General features: G+C 61.3%; 11 protein-coding genes. 3 read left to right on the forward strand and 8 right to left on the reverse strand.

Annotated features, from left to right (window positions below; translation table 11 throughout):
* Positions 1-112: 112 nt before the first annotated feature.
* Together M5B99_RS18715 and M5B99_RS18720 are read left to right on the forward strand one after the other, a co-directional pair.
* On the forward strand, positions 113-472 hold the full coding sequence (locus M5B99_RS18715) for a hypothetical protein (RefSeq protein ID WP_248805425.1): 360 nt from the start codon (positions 113-115) through the stop codon (positions 470-472).
* Positions 469-939: a hypothetical protein gene (locus M5B99_RS18720; RefSeq protein ID WP_248805426.1), complete on the forward strand. Its 471-nt coding sequence runs from the start codon at positions 469-471 to the stop codon at positions 937-939. Before M5B99_RS18715 ends, M5B99_RS18720 begins: the two co-directional genes overlap by 4 nt.
* On the opposite strand, the gene M5B99_RS18725 is transcribed toward M5B99_RS18720, so the two are convergent.
* The 3 genes from M5B99_RS18725 to M5B99_RS18735 all read right to left on the reverse strand — a co-directional run bounded on the left by M5B99_RS18725 (position 923) and on the right by M5B99_RS18735 (position 5086).
* Positions 923-2758: a putative Ig domain-containing protein gene (locus tag M5B99_RS18725; protein ID WP_248805427.1), complete on the reverse strand. Its 1836-nt coding sequence runs from the start codon at positions 2756-2758 to the stop codon at positions 923-925. The two genes, M5B99_RS18720 and M5B99_RS18725, sit on opposite strands and share 17 nt — an antisense overlap.
* Positions 2758-4401, reverse strand: a complete 1644-nt coding sequence (locus M5B99_RS18730; protein ID WP_248805428.1) for a hypothetical protein — start codon at positions 4399-4401, stop codon at positions 2758-2760. The genes M5B99_RS18725 and M5B99_RS18730 overlap by 1 nt, the downstream gene beginning before the upstream one ends.
* Positions 4402-4702: 301 nt before the next feature.
* Positions 4703-5086, reverse strand: a complete 384-nt coding sequence (locus tag M5B99_RS18735; RefSeq protein ID WP_248805429.1) for a DoxX family protein — start codon at positions 5084-5086, stop codon at positions 4703-4705.
* Between the two features lie 157 nt (positions 5087-5243).
* Between M5B99_RS18735 and M5B99_RS18740 the strand changes: the two genes are divergently transcribed.
* Entirely contained in the window at positions 5244-6149 is a 906-nt protein-coding gene (locus M5B99_RS18740; protein WP_248805430.1) for a LysR family transcriptional regulator, read from the forward strand.
* Positions 6150-6194: 45 nt separating this feature from the next.
* Here the strand turns inward: M5B99_RS18740 and M5B99_RS18745 are convergent, their stop codons facing one another.
* From M5B99_RS18745 to M5B99_RS18765, 5 genes are all read right to left on the reverse strand, one after another.
* On the reverse strand, positions 6195-6791 hold the full coding sequence (locus tag M5B99_RS18745; protein ID WP_248805431.1) for a flavodoxin family protein: 597 nt from the start codon (positions 6789-6791) through the stop codon (positions 6195-6197).
* A gap of 183 nt (positions 6792-6974) precedes the next feature.
* Complete coding sequence (locus M5B99_RS18750; protein ID WP_263860570.1) at positions 6975-8483, reverse strand: anion permease; 1509 nt, start codon at positions 8481-8483, stop codon at positions 6975-6977.
* A complete protein-coding gene (locus tag M5B99_RS18755; protein WP_248805433.1) occupies positions 8483-9733 on the reverse strand; it encodes an NADH-quinone oxidoreductase subunit F in 1251 nt (416 codons plus the stop codon). Before M5B99_RS18755 ends, M5B99_RS18750 begins: the two co-directional genes overlap by 1 nt.
* Positions 9734-9743: 10 nt before the next feature.
* Positions 9744-11402, reverse strand: a complete 1659-nt coding sequence (locus M5B99_RS18760; protein WP_248805434.1) for an FAD-binding protein — start codon at positions 11400-11402, stop codon at positions 9744-9746.
* 10 nt (positions 11403-11412) lie between these two features.
* Positions 11413-12048, reverse strand: coding sequence for a 4Fe-4S dicluster domain-containing protein (locus M5B99_RS18765; RefSeq protein WP_248805435.1), 636 nt, complete (start codon positions 12046-12048; stop codon positions 11413-11415).
* Positions 12049-12318 lie beyond the last annotated feature (270 nt).

Below are 12318 nucleotides of genomic sequence, written 5' to 3' on the forward strand. Positions count from 1 at the left end.
CTTTAAGCGACGTGCTCGACTGATCAAGCGTCGCTGATCATACTTTGCCCTCCATCAGCCCCAGCGGGCCGATGACCCGGCGCATCGAGGGATCAAGGGAGAGGGTTGAATCGTGCTGCTGATTCGTGATTCACAGATGGCGATCCTGGCACAACCGGTCGATCACGCCGCGGCACTGCGTATTGCGCGGGCGGCTATCGAGCATTGGCCGCAGCGGCTGGGCAAGGCCTGCGCCGAAGAGCTGGTCCCCCGGGTCCTGGCCAGCATGGACGAAGCCCGCAAATGGGGCCTGCGCAGCGAGGAGGATTTCATGCGCTTGTTCAACCTGGAACTGGCCCTGGGCGCGGGTTTTCACCAGGCGCCGGAGGGGGAGTGGGCACGGCGCATTCTGCTCAATGAGCGGCTGACTGTCGCTTCCCGACTTGACCAGCTCACCGACGGCGCCGCGCAACGCTTGAGGGCCAGGGCATGAGTGCCTGGGACAGTCAGCCGGGCGTGTATGAAGAGGTGCCGCGCGTTCGCGATACGGACTCGCTGCAGGCCATGGATCACGCGGCGAAAACCACCCGCGGCGCGAGCGCGACTCTGGAACCCGTGTTGCCCTGTCAGCGGGGCAAGGTCTGGCTGGAACTCACGGTGCAGGATAGTTGCGGGCAACCCGCCGCGCAGACCGATTGCACGCTGAAAATTCCCGAAGGCAACGGCATGACGCGCAAGACCGACGACAAGGGTTACGTGAAGTTCGACGGGATCAGCGCCGACCCGCAGACCTTCACGGTCAGGCTGCAAACATCGGACCGTGCGCAGAGCGGTTACACGATCAGCGTCGTGCCCAGGAAGCAGGGCGGCGCGGTGCCGGCGGCGGCCGACGACCCGGTGCAGGAGGACCGGTACTTCGAACTGCCCTGGGAGCGCGATTCGCTCATATGGACAGAGTGAACTTCACCGGCAGGTGATCGCTGACCCCCTTGCTCCACAACACCTCGCGAAAGATGGCGTTCCATTCGGACTGGGTGATGGTATTCACGGCGCCAGCCTTCGGAACGTAGGTGGCGTGTTCCTTGACCAGATCCGCTACCTTCAAGTGGGTGATGTCCGTGGCCTGAAAGCCGTTGGTGAAGACGTGATCGAAGGCGTTGCGCCTCCACTTGTCCTTCAGCTCATCGTCCGCATTGCCGCCCGCGAAAACGGCCAGGCTGCTTCTGGGCTTGGGTGGTGTGTGCCTCGTATAGGTCGCGGCCATGGCGGTAAAGGCCTGATGGTCGTCCTTGCCGGCGCAGCAAGTGCGGTCACACACGTTGTAGTCGCCCACGATCACGGTGTTGGTGCGCAGACGTTCCGTGGTGGTTTCCCGTAGCTCGGTGAGTTTCTTGACCATCAGGATATTGGCGTTGTTGACGTAGTTCTTGCCGGCTTGAGGTGGGGCGTGCAGTGCCACCAGAAAGAACCCGGGATGGCAGGTCGCCTGGAAGGTCAGGTTGAAGGTGCCCGTCGCGGTTGGCGTGCCTTCGAGGACGCCCGACTTGGACAGTTCCAGGCCGGCGGGCAGCACGCTGGTGGTGGTCCAGACCGTTGGCCGAAACCCGCCCGTGGCTTCCAGCTCCATGTAGTAGTCCAGGGTTTCCGTGCCTTCCGGCAAGCGGGTGGTGGAGATGGTCAAGGCATCGGTCACGGTAATGGTGCAGGTCTGGGTGGCCTTGACCGCGTTGCTGTCGGTGACCTCGAGATTGAATGTCTTCGTCGTGGCCGTGTGGTCGACGTTACCGTAGATGACGCCATCGGCCGGGTCGATGATCAGTCCGGATGGCAAGGTGCCTGAGACGCTCCAGGTCGGGGTTCCCCGCACCCATTCGGCCTGCGGCGCGAAATAGTAGTAATTGTGCTGCGAGGTGCTTGGCAGGGCCGCGGATGAGGTGATGGCAACGGTCTTGACCTCCAGCGTGCAGCTCTGCGAGACGCTGGACGAGGCGTCCGTCACGTCCACATCGAACGTGAAGCTACCCACGGCAGGCGGGGTTCCCTGAAGAGCACCCGTTGCGGTGTGCAGGTGCAACCAAACCGGCGGTGTCGAGCCGCTCTTCCACTTCCAGGTCACAGGGCTTTTGGCGCCTCCCACGGCGAATGCTGTGTTGTAGGGGGCGCCGCATGTGGCTGTTGGCAGCGTGGCGGGTGAGGTGATGCTCAGCACCGTCACGGGCACGACAGGCACAGGCGCCGCAGCCTTGATGGTCAAGGTCGTGTTCCAGCTGACCGTCTCGGCCGCTGCCGCGACATCGCGGAATTTGATCAGGTAGGGGTTGCGTCCCTGGAAGTTCAGTTTGGCTCCGTTGAGGTCGCAATGCCTTATCTGACCGGGGTGAACATCCTTCCAGGGCGGATTCAACGGACGCGGCTCGGGACACAGCTCGTTCAGGTTCGGCCCTTCGAGCGCTATCTTGCTGGAGTCGTAGTACACCGCGACGCAATCCACCCGGGTGTCGCTGCTGCTCATCAAGGGGGGCACCATCTTCCAGTGTGCACTTTTGGAGAACAACCAGTTGTACAGCGCGAGCATGGCCTTGTAACCCGAGCCTTTGCTGACCACTTGTCCCAGCTTGCCTTTCTTGACCCCGGGCCTCGGCTCGATGATCACGAAAAGGTCGCAGAGCTGCTGGTCCGCGGCGTCGTACAGTTGGCGCTGGATGATGTCGCGGTTCTTGGTGTAGCGCGTATTGGCGAAGTCCTTGATGTTCCAGCTGATGACTCTGAGATCGGGCATTAATCCGACTTCCTTGGCACAGGTTTTCTGCGACGGGAAAGAGGCCTTGGCCAACTGACCACACCTTGCTGGCTCAGCACGATCGGTCCGTCGGGCGTATCGTCATTCTCATCGTCCTCCACGCTGATGTCTTTTTTCCGGTAAAGCGGCTGCATCGACAGGCGGGGTCGCCCATCGGGCGGTAGAAACTCGATCTGGTAATCGGCGATGCCGGTCATGTCCGGGTCGGGTGGGGGTAGCTGGATGCTCAACGCCCTCAAGAGGTTCTCGGGGGGCACGCCTTCACCGTCCGCGGTCATGGAGATCGTGGTGTTCCACGAAATACTCAGCGGCATCCGGATCTCTCCAATTCTGCCAATCCCTTCGGCCCAGAGCGACACGGCCTGGTTCGCGTCCGGGGTCCCCACGTTGCAGTGGACGTCCAGCTGTTGCAGGTCGATGCGTATGTTGCCAGGAAACACACAGGCTTCTGTGTTCAGGAGCGCCAACTGAATTGACAGGCTGTAGAGCGTCTGTGTGTGCAGATCGAAGAAGTACTCCATGCCGGTGATGTGGTATCGGCAGGTCTGCAAACCTCCGAGTCCCAGGGCGAATGTGTCGCTGACGGCTGAATTGCCGGCGAGCAGTGGTTCCAGCTCGTCGAGTGTCCAGGAGGGGCGGAACACGACTCCCGCCAAGCGAAAGGCGAGTACCTCATTGTCGGCAGGTACATCGGTCCAGAACGGCACGAACTTGTTGCCGCACCAGACCTGTCCGCCAAGGTTGAGTTGCGCGAAGGGTTCCGCGTTGCCATGAACCTTGACGTCAGCCTCGTCCTCTTCGTCCTCACTGGCAGGATCTTCCGGAATCTCGGTGCTGATCTCGAAAAAGCAGCCTTGCAGCCGTATCGTTTTGCCGAGTGCAATCTGGAAAAACGGGAAGCTTTTCAGATGCGGCGCTGCCCAGTTGAGGTCACGATCCAGCAAGAGCCCGTACAGATGCAACGGTTCCGGGCCTTCGATCAGCCGGCTGAGGTTTTCGCCGGGTATGGCCCTCAGGATCACACTGACGCCCGCATCCAGCGGGAAGACCATGTTGGCGTGACGGAACATCGTTACTCTTGAGCTGCAAACCAGAACGGGATCGGCGACAGCGATATTTTCCAACTGCGGTTGCCAGGTATCCCGTGCCCAATCCTTGAGGAAGTTTTCTGCACTGGTGCCGTCAATGACCAGTGTGGTCATCGGTGCATTCATGCTCTCCGTGAACTCGATGCGTACCCTCAACAACGTGCCGTTGTAGTCCACTTCGCCGTCGACCATGACCGTGCTCACGTCCAGCCCGGATTCGCCGCTGTCCATGAAAATCGCTTCTTCGTTGGAGCTGCGAGCTGACCAGTTGATGATCAGCGGCTGGCCTTGCTCCGGATCGAATGCCTCGTCTTGGACATACGGAACCTCTGATTTGACTTTCTTGCGTGGCCGATCTTCTTCATCTTCGTCGAAATCCACTTCCGTTTTATCGACCTTCAATGATTGGAGGACGGCACCTTTCCCGAGGAATGGGGCCGCAAATTCCGCCACGCCAGCCAGGTATTCATCCTCGAGGCTCGTCGTCTCGGTCTGGTGAAAGTGATCGTAGATCCGCATCAGGGCGACGGACACGAGATTCTCCTTTGGGCGGGGGCCAGGCCACACGCGGTTCCTTTTGTTGGGGAGAATACTACTGTTAAGTGGCCATCTGGATGGACAGGCGGATAAAAGGTGTACCGAAGCGCGCCTTCTTCCAGCTCCGGCGTTGCACCCCACTCGTGCCACCGGCCTGCCGGAGTAGCCGCTGCTGTTGAGCTTCATGCTCATAGGATAACGGGGGAGCGGGTGTCCGGTTTTGTAGGGGGAAGTCCACTGACCTTCGAACCCCGCTCGCTGGCGCGCTGTTTTGCGGGATAGAACACTGCCCGTCGGTTCAACGGATAAGCGGCAGAATGGCCCGGATACGGGGATCGCGGGCATAGAGGCCGCCCCATGTCATCACGCCCAGAAGCAGGGAAATGATTTGCGGTGGCGACCCCAATTCACCCATGCGGACATGGGCGCAGATGGCCCCTCCCAAAAAGCCCGTTACCAGGATCGCGCCGAAGACGGCAGTGGCCGGGATGGCATAAAGGATGGCGCAGGTGAGTATGATCGGACCCACCACACGGGTCAGGTCCATCGCGAACCCGGTTTCCTGCAACAGGCCCGCAATCCGCGCCGGCGCGAAAAGCTGAAGGGTGCCGTCCACCACCAGGGCGAAAACGACCAACGCGCTTATTATCCGACCGGCCCACAGGGCGCGATGCGAGGTCATGGTTTCAGGCTCATGGTGCAGATTCATTGTTTCGGACACTGGTCATTCTCCGCTGGGGTTATCCAGTTTCAAAGCTTACTGTGTCTCTTGGGTGTTATAAGCACTGATAAAGTGAACGTACTGTTCTCTGTGTGATGAACAATGCCGAGGCACGAAAATGCAGAATCTTGAACCTGTCCTCATCTTCATAACGGTGGCGGAAATGGGCAGTTTCACCCGCGCGGCCGATAGCCTGGGTATCCAAAAGGGCAGGGCCTCGACGGCGGTCCGCAAGCTGGAAGAGGAGATTGGTGTCAGGCTCCTGCACCGGACAACGCGCAGCGTGCAGTTGACGGAGGATGGGCGCGCATTTCATGCCCGTGCCCGTGATCTGCTTGCTGATGTCGACGACCTGCACTCGATGTTTGCAGATGATCGCGTGACACTTCGCGGGCGTTTACGGGTCGATTTTCCGACCGAGGTGGCGCGCGCCACTATCGTGCCGGCCTTGCCGGCCTTCATGGCGGCTTATCCCGAATTGCAGCTGGAGGTGTCGAGTACGGATCGGCAAGTCGATCTGGTTCAAGAAGGGTTCGACTGTGTATTGCGGCTTGGCCCCATAGGGGACGAGACGCTGATTGCCCGTTCACTGGGCCAGTTGCCCATGGTCAACGCAGCAAGTCCTGCCTATCTGGCGCGCTATGGCATCCCTCGAGCGCTGGAAGATCTCCAGCGTCAGGGACATCAGATCATTCATTTTTCGACGATGTTGGGTGCAAGACCCTATGGATGGGAATATCCGGACGGCGACAGCTACGCGACGCTTCAGTTGCCAGGTGCGCTACACCTCAACAGCGCGCAGACTTACGAAGCCGCGGCCCTCGCCGGCCTTGGCCTGATTCAGGCACCACTCTTGGGGATTGGCCAATACTTGGAGAGTGGAGCGCTTGTAGAGATCCTCCCCGATTTGCGTCGCCGGGCGCTCGCCGTGTCCCTTGTCGTGGCACATCGGAGCAATCTGTCGCGTCGGGTCCGGGTATTCATGAAATGGGTCGAAGATGTGTTGAGGCCGCATCTGCAATAGCGAGGCGAACCTCTTCGTCCGTCCCCAACCGGAGGGGCTTGGATTTCAGGCACTCTGAGATTTTCCGGATCGCAGGTATCCGGCAATCAAAGCGACACGCGCACCATAGAGGCGTGCCGTCTCCAGATCGCCTGACGACATCTCTTCAGGGGAGGCATCAGCAGGTGTCTGCGCCATCGGAGCGATATAGGAGCCCATACGATTCAGGTCATCGCGCTTCGATGCCTTGACGTTAGCCGGCTTGATATCCATACCCACCCAGATGCCAGCGTGCTGCCCGGAGAGCAGGAAGAAGTATTCAAGGGTATTGAGCTTGTCGCCGTTGATGCTGGCGCTGTTGGTGAAGCCGCCAAAGATCTTGTTTTGCCATCCGCCCTCAAACCCGATCTTCGAGGAGGCGTCCGCGAATTTCTTGAACTGCCAGCTGGGGCCGCCCATGTAGGTAGGCGAACCAAGCAGGATCGCATCCGCGCCGGCGAGAACTTGCCAGGCATCCTCGGCAATATTCCCCTCAGCGTCGATTGCAACGAGCACAGCGCCGGGGCCGGCGCCTTCAGCGATGGCGGTTGCCATACGCGCGGTATGGCCATAGCCCGAGTGGTAGACGATGGCTGTTTTAACCGAAGTGGTGTGTGGATTCATGAGTGCTTCCCTGTGTGATTCGTGCGGGTGGGTGACATGGGAATCACTCTACTGGGGCGAAAATGCGTTATAAATCACGGTAGATCGAACAGTCTGTTATCTCTCTGGGGAACAATTCAAAATCTGTCTCACGCATCCTCTTCTTCACCAGGATCAAATCCAGCTGTCGTTGACGCAGCGCCGCTAGGACAACGCGAGGATCCAGGGCGCGCCCAGGCCCAGCAGCAGAATGAGAAACAACCCGCCGAAGATAGAGCCCAGGCGCCAGTAATCGGCACTGGGCAGATAACCACTGCCGTAGTAGACCGGGCTCGGCCCCGTGCCATAGGGTGTGATGATGCCCATCAGCCCCAGCGACGTGCCCAGCAGCAGCGCGAAGGCTTGCAGATCGATGCCGCTCACCCCCATCCCGGCCGCCAGCATCACCGGCAGCAGCGCGGTGGTGTGGGCGGTGGAGCTGGCAAACAGGTAATGAGCCAGATAAAACACCACCACCAGCAGCATCATGGCAACGTTTGGAGAAAATCCATTCAGGTGGGCCGCGACGAATTGACCAAACCACGGCACAAAGCCCACCCGTGTCAGCCCGTCGGCCAGGGCCACCAGAGTGGCGAACCAGGCGAAGGTGTTCCAGGCGGCCTTGTTGCCCAGTGCGTCATCCCAAGTGATGACCTGGGTCAGAAGCATCAACACGATGACCAGGATGCCCACCAGGGCCGGGTCGAGCCAATCCCCCGCGAATATCCACAGTCCGAGCGCACTCACCACCAACGCCAACAGGATCTTTTCGCGGCGTGACAGTGGGCCCAGATCGGTCAGTTCGCGGGCCGCCCAGACCGGCACTTCGTCGTTTCTCTTGATCTGCGGCGGATACAGCCAGTACGCCAGCAAAGGCAGCACGGCCAGTAACAGCAGGCCGACCGGTGCCGCGGCGATAAACCACTGGCCCCAGGAGATATGCACGCCGGCGATTTTTTCGATCAGGGCCGAGGCCAGCAGGTTGGGCGCCAATGCGGTCATGAACAGCGAGCTGGTGACACAGGTGGAGGCGATGGCAACCCACATCAGATAGGAACCGATGCGCCGGGCGCTGGGGTCGTTCGGCTTGGAGTCGTAGAGTCCTGGCAGGTTGCGAATCACCGGGTAGATGGTCCCGCCACTACGAGCGGTGTTGGACGGGGTAAAGGGCGCCAGCACCAGGTCCGCGAGCATGACGGCATAGCCCAGGGTCAGGGTCTTGCGGCCCATGCGCTTGACCAGCAGCAACGCAATACGCCGCCCCAGTCCGGTCTTCTCATAGCCCAGGGCAAACATGAAGGCGCTGAAGATCAACCAGACCGTGTTGTTCGCAAAGCCTGACAAGCCCCATTTCAAGGCCTCCGCGGGCACCTTGAAGCCTGCGCTGGCCAGTTGTTCCGGACTGAACAGCACCCAGGGGGCCAACACCGCCGCGACCGCGACCCCGATCAGGCCAATCACGGCACCCGGCAGCGGTTCGAAAATAAGCCCTACGACCACACCCGCGAACAGGGCGAAAAAATACCAGGCGTGGGGGGCCAATCCGGCAGGTGCCGGCAGGAGTGCAAGCACAAGCGCAACGCAAGGTGGCAGCAGAAATGTCCAGAAATTACGCACTATCGAGTTCCTAATAATACCGGGGCTGAATGCAATTGACGGGTGATTGGACGTCATCAACCCACGGCAATGACTTGAGCGGCGTATTCGTTGCGAAATTGCTTCAGGGAGCTGAGTACCACCGTTGCCGCGCCATCGATCAGGCCGCAGCGACCGCTGCCCGGAAGCAAATGACAGAGACTCTCCAGTGCCTGCAGGTCATTGGGCAGACCCATGCCGGTATCGATTCGCCGCAGTAGCCGCGAGAGTTGATAGGTCCCGGCTTTACAAGGCGGGCACTGGCCGCAGGAGCCCGCCGCAAAGAAGTCGACGTACTCCGCCACCTTGCGCACGATGCTGGTGCCCTCCGAAATAACGATCATGGCCCCGGTACCCAGACTTGAACCACGGGCCTTGAGCGTATCGAAGTCCAGGGGCACATCCAGGTCATCCGCGCCCAGCAGGGTATTGGAAGGACCGCCGGTAAATACCGCCTTGAAGGCGCGCTCGCACAACATGCCACCGCCGTGCTCGAAAATCAGCGTGCGCAATGGGGCGCCCATCGGTAGCTCGTACAGGCCGGGCCTGAGTACGTCCCCGGAGAGTGAGTAGAGCTTGGTCCCACAGGCACTACCCAGGCCCAGGTCTTGGTACCAGGCGGCGCCATGGCGCAGAATATGGGCAACATGGGCCAGGGTTTCGATGTTGTTGATCAGCGTCGGTTGACCATGCACGCCACTTTGCGCGGGGTAGGGTGGTTTTTGCCGGGGGAAGGGGAAGCCACCTTCGACACTGGCGATCACCGCGGTTTCTTCGCCGCCGATATACAGGCCCGAGCTTTCCACCACCGCAAGGTCGATCGGGCGATTCTGCTGTCGGGCGACTTCGGCCAGGAGGGTAGAGCCCCGCCATTGCTCGACGGCCTGACGCACAACGGCCACTGCGCTGTGCTGGTGCGGGTTGACGTAGAGGTAAACGTGATTGGCCCCTGTGGCCAGTGCGGCAATCAGCGCGCCCTCGATCACCTGGTGCGGCGATTTTTCCAGTAGCTCGCGATCCTTGAAGGTGCCTGGCTCATCCTCGTTACCGTTGCACAGGACATACTTTTCCAGCTCCGCGGGCTGCTCCGCCACGGCTGCCCACTTGCGATGGGTGGGGAACCCGGCGCCACCCAGACCGCGCAGGTCTGCTTCGGCCAGGGTCGGGAGGATGCCGCTCGGATTGCTTAGCGCGGCGCGCAAGCCTGCACCGCCGCCCTGGGCGAACCAGGCATCGAGGTCGGCGCCCACTTGTACCGCGGGGGCGAGTAATACGAGTTGAGTCTTCATCACAGGCATCTCAGTAAGGCAGCGAGTCGGCGTGAGTGCTCGGCAGTGCACCCTTGGCACGGTGGGGCACGGCGCTGTGCCGGCGCAGGTCGAAGTTGCCGTAGCCGGGGAACAACTCGGGGCCGTAGACGTCCAGCGGCAAGCCGGCGGCGATCAACTGGCGTTGCCAGTCGTACACGTGGGACAGGCCGACCTTCGGCGCGGGCGTGGGGTCGGCGGTGTGTGCCGCGTGCTCTCCAGCCCGGCGTCCGAAGGTGATGATCTCTGCCAGGGCGTTGCCCATCATGCGATTGCGTCCATGGATGCCGCCGCTGATCTCGCCGACGCAGTACAGCCCGCGTACCGAGGTTTCGCCGTTCTCGTTGATGGCCACACCCCCGTTTTGATAATGCAGGGTCGGCCGGACGATCAGCGGCTCCACGGCCGGATCGATACCACACTGGCTCGCGACATGTCCCAGGCTCACCAGGCGTTCCTTGAGAATCCCCGGATGGCGGCGCTCCAGGCCGGGCGTATCGAGCAAGACGCCCAGTTGCCCGTCACGCTCGACGCCACGGCCTTCGGCGCACTCCTTGAGGATCGCGGCGGACACGACATCGCGGGTTTGCAGCTCGGGGATGAAACGCTGCCCCAGGCCGTTCACCAGATAGGCGCCGGCCGAGCGCGCGGCTTCGGAAATAAGCCCGCCGACACGATGCGACGGCCAGGCCAAGCCGGTGGGGTGATACTGGAAGGAATCGATTTCGCGCAAGCGCGCGCCAAGACGATAGGCCAGGATCAAGCCGTCGGCGGTGGCGCCATAATGGTTGGACGTGGGGAAGTCATTCAGGTGCAGGCGCCCGGCGCCACCCGTGGCGAGTATCACGCGGCTGGCGCGTACGAGGATGAAGCTGTGTCGTTCCAGGTTGTACAGTACGCCGCCCACGCAGGTGCCGCTTTCATCGCAGAGCAGCTCGACCAGAGGGCAGCGGTTCCACACGCTCACCCGCTCTTCCAGCTCCACCGCCTCGCGCAACACCCGCATCATCTCCAGACCCGTGTAGTCCTTGAACGAAAGGATGCGCGCACGGCTGGCACCGCCGGGTTTCTTGCGCAGCAGCTTGCCACCGATCAAGCCGCCCTGGGCGAGATCGAAGTGCATGCCGCGCTCGATCAACCAACGAATACTCTCCGGGCCCGACTGGGCGAGGCGCGCCGCCAGCGTACGATCAGCACAGAAGTGGCCGGCGCGCAGGGTGTCTTCAAAGTGAATCTGGGGGCTGTCATCCTCGCCGACGGCAGCCTGTATACCGCCCTCGGCCATGACCGTATTGCTGTCGCCCAGGCGCAGCTTGGTCGCGAGGATGACATGCGCACCGTGCTCCACGGCGGTCAGCGCCGCCGCGCAACCGGCACCGCCGCCGCCGATAATCAGCACAGCGGTATTGACCACCGGGGCACCGGCCAAGGCCGCGTCATCGATTTGTGCGTTGCTGTGCAGGCGGTCTGTCAGTTCGCGCGGGCATTGGTCTCCGCGATTGACGCCCACCTGCAGCGGCGTATTGGCTCCAACCCGATAGTCCGGGTGGAAGGCGTGCAGCAGTGCCTGTTTATCGAAAGCTTCAGAGGCGGGCTCGCAAGCGCTGGTGCGCAATTGGGCCAGGGCTTGCGGATAAGGAATACCGGACATGCTGTGTTCCTTATTCCAGCGTTACGTTGGGGTCGACGTTCATCACGCCGCGGTTGATCTGGCTCAGGCGCTGCATCAGGTCCGCCGGTCGAAAGCCGACGGACGCTGACATCCGGCGTATGTAGAGGCCCAGATGGTTCGGCGAAATATGCTCGGGGCAGGCAATGGTGCACAGGTTGCACATGATGCATTCGTTGAATACCTGGCTCGCTGACAGATCCCCGACGGCGGCCAGGTTGACGCCTTTCTGCACCTCCAGGCCCTTGGGGCAGGCGCGGTCGCAACCGCTGCAGTGCCGGCAATGGCTGGCTTCGGGAAAGGTGGCGGCAATGCGTTCCGAGATGTTCCAGGTGTCATCCCAATCGTGGAGGTTGTAGGTGTGGTGCCGGTTCATGGGCAGATGGTCGAGGAAGCTGATCTGCAAACCCTGCTCGACCCGGGTTTCGCAGGCCAGGGCGGTGCTGACCTCACGTTCACCGGCGCGCCGGATCAGCACCCGGCACGAGCCACAGACGCCTTGGCCCATGCAGCCGATAGCGTCGATGAGCGGTTGTCCTGAGTCGATAACGGCTTCCAGGATCGAACGCAGGGCGCTGGTTTCGATCACTTCTCCATTGATGGTGATCTGAACCGGGGATGTTGGCATAAAAACTCCTGAACGCCCCGCAGACGGCAAGGGCTCAGGCGCAGCCTAGAGCATCACGGCCAGAGGGAAACTGATGCGGCTCAATAAAACCGAGAACGCCTCCTGTCGAGTATGTCGACGAAGTGTGGTGGTCAACTAATCTCGGACACGCCGTTGTTTTTTTGAACGCGAAGAACCTGTACGCGTCCACCGTATTCGTCGTCACCCACGGGAATCTGTGCCGACGGTCCGCAGGCTTCGAGCCTGTGGGACTATGGATATATCGATGGC

The organism is Pseudomonas sp. MWU13-2100 (assembly GCF_023242365.1).
Classification (GTDB): Bacteria; Pseudomonadota; Gammaproteobacteria; order Pseudomonadales; family Pseudomonadaceae; genus Aquipseudomonas.